Origin of the sequence: Psychrobacter fulvigenes (genome assembly GCF_904846155.1) — a bacterium.
Taxonomy (GTDB): Bacteria; Pseudomonadota; Gammaproteobacteria; order Pseudomonadales; family Moraxellaceae; genus Psychrobacter; species Psychrobacter fulvigenes.
The window spans coordinates 1,515,323-1,530,887 of the sequence record NZ_CAJGZP010000001.1 but is presented as its reverse complement, the minus strand read 5'-3'; the positions used below and the strand labels follow the sequence as shown (position 1 = coordinate 1,530,887).

Here is a 15,565-nt window from a genome sequence, read left to right as displayed (position 1 = left end):
GTCATTAGTAATGACACGCAAACACACAATCCATAGTGTTTATTGATAGTAAGAAAAAACCAATACCCTGTAAAGCATACTCTCGTAAGTCAAGCTGAACTCAGTGTCTACAAATAATACTTCTACTCTTTATCAGTGGGTGTTAGTCCATGCTTAACTTATCAAAGGCTGCTTCGAGCTCACCTATTAGGCAGGTTGCATTTTTCTTTTTACCATGCCAAAGCTTGCAACCAGTAGCGCCAATATCTGTACGAACAATAACAACCAAACCGTGAGCTGCCACTCTCCGCGCGCATAAGCAATCCCGCAAATCCACGCCCCCATAGTGCCGCCTGCATAATAAGCCATGTAATACAGCCCAGATGCCAATGAGCGTCCCTTTTTGACATTGACCGCAATATAACTGATGGTCGCTGATTGCGTAATAAAAACGCCCGATGACATGATAATGAGACCAGCAATCACCCCCCAAAGCGGCGTGACCAGTGTCAAAAGAACCCCTATCGTTGAAATTAGAACAGCGACTCGCACGATCCGTGCCGCCCCAAACTTACGCAGCAATGATGTCGTTAAAGGCGTAATAATCACACCAATGAGATAGACTGCAAAAATATTCGCCAATTGCCCAGTGCTCAGCTCGTATGGAGTCTCGGCAAGATGCAAATTAATAAACGTAAAGCAGCCTACTAGCGAAAACAACACACAGCCGCCCAACAAGCAGGCGGTCACCACATAGCGATTGGTCAGATGCTCGCCAAGTGTCTGTATCGCTGAGCGAAAGTTTGGATTGGCTTCAAAGCAGCGCGATGACGGCAGCATCTTACCTACCCATAACGCACCTATCAGCGTCATGGCTGCCATCACATAATACCCATGACGCCAACCGATAAACTCATGCAAATGACCGAGCAAAAAACGCCCCATAAAACCGCCAAATACCGAGCCTGAGACATAAAACGACATCAGCTCTGCCACGGCTCGTCCCTCAAACTCTTCACCTATGTAAGCGATGGTCACCACCGTAATACCAGGCACAGATAGCCCTTGCAAAAAACGCCAGAATCCGAGCCAACCTATGGTAGGACTTTGAGCAATCAGCGCTGTGGGTATGGCTAAAAACAATAACGCACCTACAATGAAAGACTTGCGACCAATAGCATCAGAAAGCATGCCCAAAAATGGCGACATGATTGCAATCGCCATCACCGTAGCGCCTACGACCATCCCTGCCTGCACCTCGGTTGCAGAAAAGTCCACCATCAGTACAGGTAGTAGTGCTTGAATGGCATAGACCTGCAAAAAGGCAAACATGCCGATTAAACCAATGGTGAGCTTTAAAACCCAAGAGGGCGACTGACTTTGAGAAGTAGGTATGGGTAATGACATTACTGACGCACCATTTGGCTAAGCACTATTGTATGAGTTGTTCTGTAGGTGCTATGGATTAGATTCATAAGAAAGGTATTTTGATTTATGAGAGGTATTTTTATTTTATTAACTCAATGGCTAAGAGCATAGCTTACTTTTTAAAAAATAGAAGGATTAAAAAAACCGATGTATGCATTATGAGTCAGACATCGGTTTTTTGCAGGCTATTTGTTGACTAGATTAAGAAGAAATACGCCCATAACCCAACCACAAATGTCGCAATGATATTCAATATCACTCCAGTACGTACCATTTCTGATTGCTTGATCAAGCCAGTACCAAATACAATCGCGTTTGGTGGCGTGGCAACAGGGAGCATAAAGGCACAAGAGGCACCAATACCAATGACCAATACCAAGACTTCGCGAGGCAGTCCCATTTGCTCAGCGATAGCGGCAAACACTGGTACTAACAGTGCCGCAGAAGCCGTATTGGAGGCAAACTCAGTCAAAAAGATAATAAATGCAGATATCGCAATCATCACCACGATAAGCGGTGCGACAGATAACGCATTGGCGACCGTCTCACCAAGTATCAAAGAGGCACCTGATACTTTTAACACTGTCGATAGGGCTATACCACCACCGAATAGCATGAGCACACCCCAGTCAGTGTTGTCCGACACCTCCTTCCATGATACCAACCCTAGACTGACCACAGCGGCTGCGGCAGACAGTGCGATGATGGCATCCGTATCAGTAATATCAAGTGCGGCGCCAATCTTTTTGGAAAATATCCAGCTCAACGCAGTGATAATAAAAACAATAATGGTCACTACACGTGGCTTGTTCCAAGGAATAGGCGCTTCGTCAGAGATGGTCACTTGACGATTAAGTTTGGGTTTTAATACAAAGTACATCGCACCCAATAGGACTGGTAAGAGTACCAGCATCATTGGCACACCAAACTTCATCCAATCGACAAAGGCGATATCCAGCGCTTTTGCTGCAATCGCATTGGGCGGTGAACCAACAATGGTACCCAATCCGCCCAAACTTGCTGAGTAGGCAATACCCAGTAATACAAACACAAAAGTACCGCGATCTTTTTCACGATCGACTTGGGTTAAGATACCAAGAGCCAGGGGCAACATCATCGCGGCGGTGGCGGTATTCGATATCCACATGGATAAAAACGCAGTGACACCGAAGATCAAAAATACCGCCGTACCAAGCTTGCCACCTGACATTGACAGAATCTTTAAGGCAATCTTTCTATCCAATTGCTGCACGTGCAAAGCGGCTGCTAGCGCAAAACCACCGAAGAACAGATAGATAGTCGGACTGGCAAAGCTCTGTAAACCAATCTTGGCATCGAAATCTGGAATGCCTATCAGCGCCCCCACGACGACAACCAAAATCGCGGTAATGGTGACGTGTACAGCCTCAGTTAGCCACAATGCGCCGATAAAAAACAACATTGCTAGGCCTTTATTGGCGTTAACATCGAATGGTAATACGTTGTAGATAACCATACTGATAATCGCAGCGATTGCGACTACGACTAGCCCTTTACCCGTACCCTTTGGGAAAGTATCGGTAAATAAATACTCGTTGCCATCTGTAGGAAGATGACTATCTAATTTTTGCTTTGACATAAAACGTCCTTATTACAGCACCCTAGAACAGGACGTATGTACCAATATTCAATACGCCCTAGTATTAAAAAGTATTAAAATTTAAAAATGCGCTCACAAAACAGCAACTGTTTTCTACTGATACGCTATCGCTATAGTCGATCCATTATAAAACAAATACAGAGCCTATTTACTCTATGACAAACAGCACTGCAGGTCGAAAAAACACTCGATGATACTTAAATGCATCGATACTGTCTAAGTTACACCATGTGTACACCGCATTTACACACAGTCACTAAACTCGCTCAGTCTAACCCTGTACAAATAATAATCAATATTACATACTGAATAGGTCATTAAATCAGTGTTAACCGCTAATTAATTTAACAACTGATGATAGTAATCTGATAACTATAAACAGGAGTGTTTTATGCCACGCAATAAAGTTGATTCAACCACTAAGTTGGCACCGAAAGATATTAACCAAGATGACCTTGCCAAAGAAGATCAGCAGCGTACGGATGACTGTGCGCTTGATATGATGCAAGGTCTACACGAGCATGAAGATCATAGTGAGGATGAAGATAAATAAGTCTTTATTTATCTGTTTGTCCTCATAAAACCTATTTTATAAAAGCATGCAAAAACGCTTATCGGCTTGATGAGCGTTTTTTTGAGTCTGGCTGCCTGATTTCGGGTAAATGGTCTGAAGCATAGTTATATATAAACGCAGCAAGGAGCACAATCGCGATAGGCAAAAGAAAAGCACCATAGCCTACTCTGGCATATAAAAATGCCCCCACGACGCCGCCGCCACAAAAGCAGTACCAAATAATGGCTTGAAAGCCAAGCGTAGGCTTACTGATTGAACGTCCTGCTAACCAGTTGCCAATTGCAGCCCCCATATCTGAGGTCAACCCTGTTAAGTGCGTAGTACGAATGACCGCGCCACTATAGGTCGCAACCATAGCGTTTTGTAATCCGCAAGCCATCGCAGCGGCTAATTGCCCCAAGTAATCATGTTGTTGGTAGAGCAAATAACTAATCAGCAGCAGCGCGGCTTCGATATATAGTGCACTTCCATAACGCCTGCCTAACTTTAGCGAAGTCTGTCCAATCACAAACCCACTGAGTATCGCTCCTGCCAAAAATGATAATAATGCGGCGCCAATAAAAAGTATACTGCTGGTGTCAAGGTACGCAAGGGCAGCAGCAAACAAACTGACGTTTCCAGTGACATGTGAGACAGACAGTCTAGTAAAACCCATCAAAGCAGCGGTATTGACACAGCCCGCGCTGAATGCCAACACCGCCCCGCCCCAAAATATCCACCTTGGAAGTCTGGTTATCATATTCGCCGCCTAAGCCTAAAAGCTCATGATCAAAAAAAGCCATTAGTATAACCAAAAAAGACAGCCTTTTGGCTGTCTTCGTTGTATTTTAAGTTATATCGTTTATGATCAAAGCTTATGATGCAGCATCATTACGGAGCATCGTTACTTAGGTTCATCGAGCATCATTAGCTGCTCACTAATAGCAACCGTATTAAAACCTGCATCCACGAACATAATCTCACCAGTAATACCAGAAGCCCATGGTGATAATAGGAATAATGCGGCATTACCTACTTCTGTCTGAGTGATATTACGCTGCAGTGGTGCTATTTTTTCGCTGATATCCAGCATCTTACGGAATGACTTAATACCACTTGCGGCAAGCGTGCGGATAGGGCCAGCTGAAATGGCATTCACACGAATACCTTCACCGCCCAATGAAGTCGCTAAATAACGCACACTGGCTTCCAAGCTGGCTTTGGCCATGCCCATGACATTATAGTTGGGTAATACTGAAATACTGCCTTCGTAGGTCAAGGTCAACATAGAGCCATTACGCATGGCAAGCAGCTCGCGCGCGGCTTTGGCCAATGCCACAAAGCTATAGCTAGAGATGTCATGCGCAATCTGACTGCCTTCGCGGGTCGTCGCACTGGTAAAGTCGCCATCAAGCTGATCCATGGGTGCAAAGCCAATCGCATGTACCACACCATCGATACCATCACCCCAATGCTTGCTAACTTGCTCAAAGCAAGCAGCTATAGAGTCATCAGATGCGACGTCACACTCAAGCACAAGATCCGCTTCGAACTGCTCAGCTGCCATATCGACGCGCTTTTTAATTTTGTCGTTGGGATAGGTTAGGATTAAAGAGGCGCCTTCGCGATGCAGCGCTTCGGCAATGGCCCATGCGATAGAGAGTTTGCTGGCGATACCAGTGACGACAAAGCGTTGTCCTTGCAGTAGCATAATATTTCCTTGTTGACCGATCGGATGCATGCAAAATACATTCGAGATGATAAATAAACACTGCTTAATGGCAGCAAAATAATCAGATGATTCATTATACACGAATCAAATTAAGTAAACAGTCGTAAACTAATACCATTTTAAGGCATTTTTAGCGCTAGGTTAAATGCTTAACATTAGGCTTAGCAGTATTAAACTGGGTAAATTTCAAGTATAATCACAGCCCTTCCCAGCTTGCACATTTTTGCTAAAATCCTTTATAACCTTTGTTTATAACTAGGGTCTGTTTGATTATCTAACAGATCCTTAGGATTTAGCGTTAAGCTATACCCACATTTTGGATGGCTGCCAAACTTATGAGTAACACCCCAATAACAACATCAGATTATCAAGAAAGCATCGAATCTTATCGTCAGCTGATCGCCTCAACTGGCGAAGACTTGGCGCGTCCCGGTCTTGTAGATACGCCTATGCGGGCGGCAAAAGCATTTGCACATCTGACTCAAGGCTATCATCAAAACTTGGATGAAGTCGTCAATGAGGCGGTATTCCCATCGACTAACCGTGAATTGGTTTTGGTACAAAACATTGAATTTTATTCATTGTGTGAACACCACATGCTACCTTTTCATGGCGTTGCCCATATTGGCTATTTGCCCAATGGACAAGTATTGGGCTTATCGAAATTTGCCCGTATCGTCGATATGTTTGCCCGTCGTCTACAGATTCAAGAAAACCTGAGCGAACAAGTAGCACAGGCCATCATGGATGTGACAGACTGTCGCGGCGTAGCTGTCATCATGGATGCTGCCCATATGTGCATGATGATGCGCGGTGTCAACAAGCAACATTCAACGACTCGTAGTACGGCCATGCTAGGCGAGTTTGTTCATGACAATCAAGCGCGCAATGAGTTTTTAAATGCAGTCCCTAAGCGTCAACCAGCGTTTTAAGGATCTATTAACTGATAGTTAAGACAAACACATTAAGAAATATGAAAAAGGACGCTTAGGCGTCCTTTTTTGTTGATTATATGGTGAGAGTTTATAACAAGTTTTTACTTAGGCTATAGCACACTTGCCTGCAATAACTGCTGAGCGTATGAATGCTCTGGATTATTAAAAACCTTTTCAGTACGACCATACTCAATGCACGCGCCTTCTTTTAGCACCATAATATGCTGACATAAGGCGCGTACTACTTTTAAATCATGACTGATAAATACATAACTAATTTGCATTTTTTCCTGAATTTCACGCAGCAAACTGACCACAGTAACTTGCGTGGTGCTATCAAGTGCAGAAGTGGGCTCGTCCAGTATCAATAGACTTGGCTGCATAATGAGTGCTCGCGCAAGCGCCACGCGTTGACGCTGACCACCTGATAGCTCATGTGGATAACGCTGCGCAAACGCTAACGGCAAATGCACAGTAGCAAGACTATCCATTACTGCCTGCTGGCGGGATATTTTATCAACGCCTTGCACTAGCAATCCTTCCTCCACTATCTGCATGACCGTCATACGCGGGTTAATACTGGCGAAGGGATCTTGAAATACCATTTGAATCTGCGAACGGAAGGTGCGTAGCTCACGTTTTGATAATGCCGAAATATCTTGTCCATTGACCATTATCTGACCGCTGACACGCGCTTGATTGCTGAGTAACTGACTTAGCGCAAGGGCAATGGTGGTTTTCCCAGAGCCTGACTCACCAATGATACCCAGCGCCTGCCCTTTGTGTAGGGTCATATCGACATTGTTTACCGCATCAAACCAGCGTTTGGTACCGCCAAATAGACTTTTCTCTACAGGAAACTGCACTTGTAGGTTACTGACTTGCAATACGGTTAGTTGCTCACTGCTATCAGCGAATAAACTTAGCGCCTGCCCAAAGTCTTGCTTAATAAGTGTGCGAGTATAGTCGGCTTTAGGCTGACTAAACACATCTGCAGTTTTCCCCTGCTCAATCGTTTGACCTTGGCGCATGACGATGACTTCATTACTGTAGCGTCTAACCAAATTGAGATCATGGCTGATTAATACCATCGCCATATTGTGCTGACACTTAAGGTTATTTAACAGGGCGAGAATTTCATGTTGCAAGGTGATATCAAGCGCGGTGGTTGGCTCATCAGCGATTAAGATATCAGGCTGCTGTGCCAATGCCATAGCAATCATTACCCGCTGACGTTGACCACCCGATAGCTCATGCGGATAGCGATTTAGCTTGTCAGCAGGGTCGCTAATATTGACATCATCTAGCAAAGCGATACTTCTCTCTCGCCATTGCTTTTTGGCTACACCGCTGAGATGCAGAGACTCTGCAATTTGCTTGGCAACCGTATGTAATGGATTAAGCGCCGTCATTGGCTCTTGGAACACCATACCGATGCGCTGACCACGCACAGCACGTAGTGCTGCGTTACGCGCCTTATTATTATTGCTGGCACTGACACTGACATTGGCTATAGATAATGCAGTCATTCCTGTTGCATCTGCTAATTGCACCTCACCGGTAACGGTCAAACTGTCGGGTAACAAGCCCAACAATGCGAGACTGGCAATCGATTTACCAGAGCCCGACTCACCAACGATGGCTAGCGTTTGCCCTTGTCTAAGCTCATACGTTAGCTTATCGACTAAAGCAGTACCTGCATTGGTGGCGATGCTAAGCTCATCTACTATCAGCATGAGCTTGTTTTGTGTATTGCTATGACTGTCATTTAGACGATTATTTTGCTCAGTAGCAGTTATCATATTAGCGTTTATCATCTTATCAGTTGTCATATCAGGAGCGCCTCGGATCAAAGGCATCACGCAGCGCTTCGCCAACGAAGATGAGCAATGATAAAATAAAGGTTAAGCTGAAAAATCCAGATAAGGCCAGCCAAGGGGCATCGAGGTTGTTTTTCCCTTGTACCATCAGCTCACCAAGCGATGGTGACCCAGGCGGTAAACCATACCCTAAGAAGTCTAGCGCTGTTAAAGCAATAATATTAGCGGTTAAGATAAACGGCAGTTGGGACAAGCTTGAGGCTAACGCATTGGGCAAGATGTGCCTAAGCATGATTTGACTGTCCGAAACGCCAAGGTTGCGAGCAGCACGGACATAATCAAAATTACGCGCCCGTAAAAACTCTGCCCGTACCAAACCGACCAATCCCATCCAACCGAATAACAGCATCATCGCAAATAGCATAGTAATACTAGGGCTAAACAAGCTGACCAAAATAATAATCATAAACAGCTGCGGCATACCGCCCCACACTTCCATGAAACGCTGCCCTGCCAGGTCCACCCAGCCACCATATTACCCTTGTGTCGCACCGACGATGACGCCAATCGATGCGCCCGCTAGCGTCAGTGCCAGACCAAACAACAGTGACACTCGCATGCCATAAAGTATCCGTGCCAATACATCACGACCCATATCATCAGTACCCAGCCAATTCTGGTTATTAGGCGCGGCCGGATAGGGAATACCCAACTCAACGTTTGGCGTCTGATCGGCAAAGGGAATGAGCGGCATCACATAATAACCCTGATCGTTAATCAGCGTTTGCACCGCAGGGTCTTTGTAATTGGTCTCGGTCTCAAATACCCCGCCAAAAGTCGTCTCAGGATATGCTTTTAACACTGGAAAATAGTAATCGCTTTGATACTGCACCAGTAGTGGCTTGTCATTGGCAATCACATTGGCTGCCATACAAATAACAAATATCGCCAAAAAAACAAACAGCGATATCACCCCAAGACGATTATGGCGAAAGCGGTTTAGGCGTGCCTGCCAAATAGGATTTAAACGGCGTTTTTCTTCTATAGGAATAGAAGATACGGTTGAGGGCGTTGAAGGTAATGGATGACTTGACATTAACGCCCCTCAAAATCAATACGAGGATCAATCAAGTGATAACTTAAATCACTGATTAACTGTAATAACAGCCCCACCAAGGTAAAGATAAATAGCGTACCGAATATCACCGGATAGTCGCGCTGCTGAATGGCTTCAAAACCAAGCAGCCCCAAACCATCAAGTTTAAAGATAATCTCAATGAGGAAGTTACCAGCAAAGAAAATCCCAACGATAGCTGCTGGAATGCCAGCGATAATAATCAGCATCGCATTACGAAAGACATGGCCATATAGAACCTGACGTGCGCCTAAGCCTTTGGCTCGTGCGGTGAGTACGTACTGCTTACCCAGCTCTTCTAGAAAGCTAAACTTGGTCAAATAGGTTAAGCCTGCAAAACCACCAACTGTACTTGCTAGCAGCGGTAATGCCAGATGCCAAAAGTAATCCTTCACTTTACCAAGTGCGCTTAATTGATCAAAGTTTTCAGAAGTTAATCCTTGCAGTGGAAAAATGTTCCAGTAGCTACCACCCGCAAAAAACACCAAGAGTATAACAGCAAACACAAACACAGGAATCGCATGCCCAATAGCAAGCAGCATAGCAGTGAATTTATCAATCCCCGAACCATGATGCATGGCTTTATAAACCCCGAGTGGAATGGCGATCATATAAATCAGCAGTGTACTCCAAAGCCCTAGCGAGATCGATACGGGTAGTTTCTCTATAATCAGGTCGGTCACCGTCTGACCTTTAAAAAACGACTCACCAAAATCTAACTGGGCATAGTTCTTTAGCATTAGCCAAAAACGCTCAGGGGCTGACTTGTCAAAGCCGTATTGGGCATTAATTGCCGCAACCATCTCTTCAGATAGACCACGCGTACCTTGATAAGTGCTATCGTTGCCGCCTGCACTGCCCGCGCCGATATTACCACCGAGCACACTGTCCTTTGCACCTTGCTCGATCAGTGCCAGTTGCTGCTCAACAGGACCACCAGGCGCTGCTTGGACAATCACAAAGTTTGCCAGCAATATCAAAAATAGCGTCGGTAATATCAGTAGCAATCTTTTTAAGATATAACGACCCATAATGGCAGCTTCCTAAAATAAACAGGTATGACAACTTAGCGTTTAGAAGTTATTTTTAAGCTCACGTAAAGCGGCAAATACAGTCAAAGACTTCTCATCATCGATAGTCACTTTGGACTTAACACCTGCAATCACACTCGGCTCTTGCGTGCGCAAAAACACGTTGATTGCGCGCTCATGCTCTAGAGTGACTGGCAATGTCGGGATGCCTTGGGCGGTTTTCTCTTCAGCTTGCGCCAATGCTTGCTGCATCGCTTCATTAGCAGGCTCAATAGATAGGCCGAAGCGTAGATTACTGGCAGTATATTCGTGAGCTGGATACAGCAGCGTCTCAGCTGGTAAGCCATTTAAACGCTTAAAGCTCTCATGCAACTGCTCAATTGTCCCAGTAAATACACGTCCACAGCCCGCACTAAACAAGGTATCCCCGCAGAAGCAATGCTTACTACCATCGATATCTAGTATATAAGCCATGTGACTGGCAGTGTGACCTGACACATCCCAAACTTGCGCGGAGCAGCCCCAAGCACTTACCGTACTGCCATCTTTAATGGTTTGATCTTCATCTACCGTATGCTCACTGTGTGCGACCAGATGCGTCATCGGATAAGATTCTTGTAGCTCTGCGACGCCGCCGATATGATCATGATGATGATGAGTGGTCCAAATCGAGGTCAGCTCCAACTCATTTTCTTCTAAATAAGCAATGACTGGCTCAGCTTGGCCCGGATCAATGACAATGGCTTGCTTATTATTTTCATTAATGAGTGTCCAAATGTAGTTATCATTGAACGCTTTGATCGGGTGAATACGAATACTCATATTGAATCCTTACCAGTAGTTATCTTTATTGCTAATGTTTTTTATCAAAATTTTGATATGAAATAAAACTTAAAAATCACTATCATTTATTGTTTTAAATATTGATTAACACGTGCCTCTGCTTCTTTATCAACCCACCAATAGTCGATACCGACGGCATTGGTTGGTAGCTTTTCAGTATGACGATACTGATCCCAATAGGCAACATTGGTGCCAGACTTGCCATATAACGGTACTAAATAATGACCAGCACGCAGCAGACGATCTAGCACCTGAGTATATAAAACAATCTCGTCACGATTTTCAGCATTCGCAAGTGCGACTGTTATTTCATCAATGACTGTGTTTTTAATACCGACTGTATTTCTATTGCCAGGCTCATCAGCCGCCGCACTACCCCAAAATGCCGCTTGCTCAGCACCAGGCGATAGACTTTGGGCGAATACATCGACCACCATATCATAATCAAAACGGCGCACACGCTCGTAATATTGCGGACCATCCACTTGCCGGAGAGTCGCATCGAATCCTAAGCGTTTTAAATTACGAATATAAGGTAGTAATACACGCCCCATGGTTTCGCCCGTCATCAAAATCTCAATCTGAGCAAGCGCGCCATCAGGCTGATATAGCTGCATATCGTCATAATAAAACCCAGCATCTAGCAATAGCTGTCTGGCTTTTAATAATCCTTCGCGATTAAAACCGCTACCATCACTGGTGGGCAGTTGCCACTCTTCTGTAACAGCCTTACGTTGAATTGGTTCAAGCTTAGATAATAAAGGTGTTAACACCTGCATCTCAGCAGTAGATGGCATACCCGTAGCAGCAAGCTCTGAGCCATGAAAGAAGCTTTGCAAGCGTTCATATTGCCCATGAAATAAGGTCTTGTTCATCCATTCAAAGTCATAAGCTGCGGTTAATGCTTGACGCACGCGAATGTCTTGAAAAATTGGCCGGCGCATATTCATAACCAGTGCTTGCATCGGTACTGGATTTTCGCTGCTGATGCTTTCTTTGTTAATCATACCTGCTTTGACGGCTGGGAAGTTATAACCGGTTGCCCAATTAGAAGCTTTATTCTCCGGACGGAAACGATATTGACCAGATTTGAAACCCTCAAAAGCAATCTCATCACTTTGATAATAGACAAACTTAATCATATCAAAGTTATAACGACCGCGATTGACCATCAAATCACGCCCCCAATAATTAGGATCACGTATATAACTGACCGAGCGTCCTGCATCAACGCGTCCAAGCTTATAAGGCCCACTACCCATCAATGGCGTTAAGCTAATTTTTTCAAAGTCAGCATCGATAGAAGTTTTGGCAAAAACAGGAAACTGCCCGACTGTTAATAGAATCTCTTTATTGTCATCAGAAGCAAAGACAAACTTCACTCGTTGCTTATCAATAATTTCAATGTCTTTAATATCGCCCAAATAGCTGCGAATATACATCGGCCCTTTATTCAGTATCGCATCGTAAGTGGCTTTGACATCGTGACTGGTTACCGCTGAACCATCCCAAAAGCGCGCGGCAGGATTAATATGATAGATAATCCAACTGGTGTCATCAGGGTCATAAGTTACCTTGCTTGCCAGCTGCGGATACATGGTAAAGGCTTCGTTGAGTGAGCCAGTCATCAAGGTATCATATAAATAGTCCGTACCAACCATCGCCACGCCTGTGGTCATCCATTTATTGGCCGCATTAAAGGTACCACGTGCATCAAGCGAGAGCGTGCCACCTGTCGGCGCATTTGGATTGGCGTAGGGCATAAAGGGCACGTCAATATACTCGGTGGTACTATTATGACCAAGCGCAGTATTAGTGATTGGCACCGCGATACTGGCTGGAATCCAACTCACAACTGCCACTAACAGGACAGTTTTTAGCATGGTATTTTTTATCATAATAAAGTTATAACAAACCCCTCTGCTAAACCAAATGGATATATGGAGAATTTACCTAATGACTGAAAGTGTATTGCATCTTAAATGAGAACTAAACGAAAAAACGCCATATCATAAGCTCTCATAACTACTGCAAAATTTTATCATAACAAACTTCAGTTTTTTAACCTAATGGTTTGCAGTGTTAAGATTGCTACATGACAGATTATTTAGCTTAAAAAACGCTAATGCCCATAAAAAAAGACGCAGCTTATAAAAGTTGCGTCTTTTGTTTTAAAGCCTGTGCTGACTTAAGCGTGCTTTTTTTCAAACGCGATCATAAAGTCAACCAATTGCTGTACCCAATCTAGCGACACCGCATTATAGATACTGGCACGCATACCGCCCACATCACGATGACCTTTTAGATTCATCAAACCTGCAGCTTCTGACTCTTCTAAAAATACTTTATCAAGGCTACTGTCAGCTAACGTAAACGGCACATTCATGATAGAGCGATATTTAGGATCAACTGGATTACTGTAGAAGCTGCTGTCATCGATTGTCTTATAGAGCAAATCTGCTTTTTGCTTGTTCACTTTATAAATAGCCTCAACGCCGCCCTGCTCTTCTAACCAATCAAATACCAACCCTGCCAAATACCAAGAATACGTCGCTGGCGTGTTTGACATCGACTCTTTTTCAGCCTGATGCGCGTAGTTCATTAGTAGCGGGCACCATTCACTTGCCTGCCCCAATAAGTCTTCACGAATAATCACAATAATCAGCCCTGCTGGACCGATGTTTTTTTGTGCACCCGCGTAAATCATGCCAAATTTAGAGACGTCAATTGGCTGTGACAAAATGCAAGAAGACATATCAGCGATAATCGGCGCATCAACTTGTGGTGGCTCAAATATCTGTAGACCATGAATGGTTTCATTGGCGCAGTAGTGGAAGTACGCAGCATCTTCGCTTAGGTTCCAATCGCTTTGAGCCGGCACATTAGTAAAATTGCTGTCTTTACCGGTAGCGACCTCATTAACCTCACCAAGACCCAGTTTGGCATAGCGCTTGGCTTCTTTGACTGCTTTACCTGACCATGCACCGGTAGTCAGATAGTCACCGCGCCCACCATTTAATAAGTTTAATGGTATCGCTGAAAACTGTAAGCTGGCACCGCCTTGTAAAAATAGCACCTTATAGTTATCTGGAATATCCATTAACGAGCGCAATTTAGCTTCGGCTTTTTCAGTAATCGTGACATATTCTTTACTACGGTGACTTACTTCCATGACCGACATACCGCGCCCCTGCCAATCAAGCAGCTCACTTTGCGCACGCTCAAGCACTGCGGTCGGTATCGTAGCGGGTCCCGCTGAAAAATTAGGTACACGGTTAGGAGCGGCTTTACTGGTCATAATCAATATCCTAAATATGATGAAGTCATCGTGGTTATGTAAGTTTTAATAGCTAAGTTCTAAAAGCCAAGTTTTCGAACTGCAGCTTTAAAACCCCTTAAGGTAAGTCTTATCTCTATTTTATTCTTAATCGCTATGTTCAATAGCTATTGCAGCAAGCCATCAGCCTTTAACTCTGACTCGACAGCAGCTTCCACAATTGAAGCTTTAGGTTACTATCAGCGAGCATCTCATCCAAGGTGGGTACTGCAGTAAGTTTAGGATGGTGAAGACCTTCAGGCAGTGCGGTTAGTGACATTACTTTTATTTCTTCAGTGCGCCCAATCTTAAACACATATCCAGCAAGGCTAGCATTGGCAAGCTCGGCAGTATCCATACCCTCACATATCGGAAATGAGGTTGTCTCGCAAGTGATTGACAATGCTTGCGTGATATTTTGCCATAACTTTTGGCTGTCATTATTAAGTGCTTGGATATCAACCAAAATTACCCAATCGCCATAGCGACCACCTTGTAAGTCAAACGGTGCTACTTTTTTAAAGCTATCGTCATTGCTAATATCGGTGGTATGCGTTTTATTGATAGACGTAATGGAAGTTGTCGTAACTGTTTCTATTAAAGGGGCGACCGCTTGCTCAACGTTTTGTGGTATTTGTTGTAAGATATCTTGAGAGTCGCTATTGCTTGGAGAGTTCGATGCATGGTTTGTCGTACTGTCAAAACTATAGCTTACTGGGCTTTGCTCATTGGCATGCTGGTTAATATCTTGAACGTCATTATAACTCTGAATATCACCATAATCGCTAGCAGGCGTATTTTCTGTATCCAATATAGAGTCTGCTGATTCATTGTCTAAAGAGTTATGATTTAAACGCGCCACGACTTCTGCTTCAACGCTTGGTTGTGCAATATTTTGGTTAGAGGCGCTTTGATTTGATAAGCCAAATTGGCTTTCAGCCGCCTCAATATCCGTAATATTTAACGTCGCTGAATTCGGCTGTACCCATTGCTCAATACCCATCATCGCTAGGATTTGGCGCTGCTGCATACGGCGCTGCAATACAATTAGCGGTTCTTGGATATCACTCATGTGTCTCTATTACCCTACTTATTTTGTTTGAATCATTTAAAGATGTGCTGATCAGTTTGACAGCTTAACCAAAGTATTCATC

The 15,565-nt window shown here is 44.2% G+C and carries 12 protein-coding genes and 1 pseudogene; 2 read left to right on the top strand and 11 right to left on the bottom strand.

What is annotated here, in order from left to right; genetic code table 11:
- Positions 1-186: 186 nt before the first annotated feature.
- A complete protein-coding gene (locus JMX03_RS06685) occupies positions 187-1,386 on the bottom strand; it encodes an MFS transporter (RefSeq protein ID WP_201595405.1) in 1,200 nt (399 codons plus the stop codon).
- Positions 1,387-1,603: 217 nt separating this feature from the next.
- Complete coding sequence (locus tag JMX03_RS06680) at positions 1,604-3,025, bottom strand: SLC13 family permease (protein WP_201595403.1); 1,422 nt, start codon at positions 3,023-3,025, stop codon at positions 1,604-1,606.
- A 412-nt stretch (positions 3,026-3,437) separates the two neighbouring features.
- Here JMX03_RS06680 and JMX03_RS06675 point away from each other — a divergent pair, with 412 nt between their 5' ends.
- Positions 3,438-3,599 carry a hypothetical protein gene (locus tag JMX03_RS06675; protein WP_201574847.1) on the top strand — a complete coding sequence of 54 codons (162 nt, stop codon included), beginning with the start codon at positions 3,438-3,440 and terminating at the stop codon, positions 3,597-3,599.
- 58 nt (positions 3,600-3,657) lie between these two features.
- On the opposite strand, the gene JMX03_RS06670 is transcribed toward JMX03_RS06675, so the two are convergent.
- Complete coding sequence (locus JMX03_RS06670) at positions 3,658-4,359, bottom strand: YoaK family protein (RefSeq protein WP_201595401.1); 702 nt, start codon at positions 4,357-4,359, stop codon at positions 3,658-3,660.
- A gap of 144 nt (positions 4,360-4,503) precedes the next feature.
- Positions 4,504-5,310, bottom strand: coding sequence for an enoyl-ACP reductase FabI (locus JMX03_RS06665; RefSeq protein ID WP_201574849.1), 807 nt, complete (start codon positions 5,308-5,310; stop codon positions 4,504-4,506).
- A gap of 356 nt (positions 5,311-5,666) precedes the next feature.
- Here JMX03_RS06665 and folE point away from each other — a divergent pair, with 356 nt between their 5' ends.
- Positions 5,667-6,263 (top strand): GTP cyclohydrolase I FolE, encoded by a 597-nt coding sequence (gene folE, locus JMX03_RS06660; protein WP_227695427.1) that lies wholly within the window; start codon positions 5,667-5,669, stop codon positions 6,261-6,263.
- A gap of 113 nt (positions 6,264-6,376) precedes the next feature.
- Here folE and JMX03_RS06655 read toward each other — a convergent pair whose 3' ends face one another.
- The 7 genes and pseudogenes from JMX03_RS06655 to JMX03_RS06625 all read right to left on the bottom strand — a co-directional run bounded on the left by JMX03_RS06655 (position 6,377) and on the right by JMX03_RS06625 (position 15,483).
- Complete coding sequence (locus JMX03_RS06655) at positions 6,377-8,068, bottom strand: ABC transporter ATP-binding protein (protein ID WP_455233741.1); 1,692 nt, start codon at positions 8,066-8,068, stop codon at positions 6,377-6,379.
- Between the two features lie 31 nt (positions 8,069-8,099).
- Positions 8,100-9,182, bottom strand: a pseudogene (locus tag JMX03_RS06650) (ABC transporter permease).
- A complete protein-coding gene (gene yejB / locus JMX03_RS06645) occupies positions 9,182-10,252 on the bottom strand; it encodes a microcin C ABC transporter permease YejB (RefSeq protein ID WP_201595397.1) in 1,071 nt (356 codons plus the stop codon). The pseudogene JMX03_RS06650 and the gene yejB overlap by 1 nt, the downstream one beginning before the upstream one ends.
- Positions 10,253-10,294: 42 nt before the next feature.
- Positions 10,295-11,074, bottom strand: a complete 780-nt coding sequence (gloB, locus tag JMX03_RS06640) for a hydroxyacylglutathione hydrolase (protein ID WP_201595395.1) — start codon at positions 11,072-11,074, stop codon at positions 10,295-10,297.
- Positions 11,075-11,160: 86 nt separating this feature from the next.
- On the bottom strand, positions 11,161-12,993 hold the full coding sequence (locus tag JMX03_RS06635; RefSeq protein WP_201595393.1) for an extracellular solute-binding protein: 1,833 nt from the start codon (positions 12,991-12,993) through the stop codon (positions 11,161-11,163).
- 290 nt (positions 12,994-13,283) lie between these two features.
- On the bottom strand, positions 13,284-14,393 hold the full coding sequence (serC, locus tag JMX03_RS06630) for a 3-phosphoserine/phosphohydroxythreonine transaminase (protein WP_201595391.1): 1,110 nt from the start codon (positions 14,391-14,393) through the stop codon (positions 13,284-13,286).
- Positions 14,394-14,562: 169 nt separating this feature from the next.
- Entirely contained in the window at positions 14,563-15,483 is a 921-nt protein-coding gene (locus tag JMX03_RS06625; RefSeq protein WP_201595389.1) for a hypothetical protein, read from the bottom strand.
- Between the last annotated feature and the right edge of the window lie 82 nt (positions 15,484-15,565).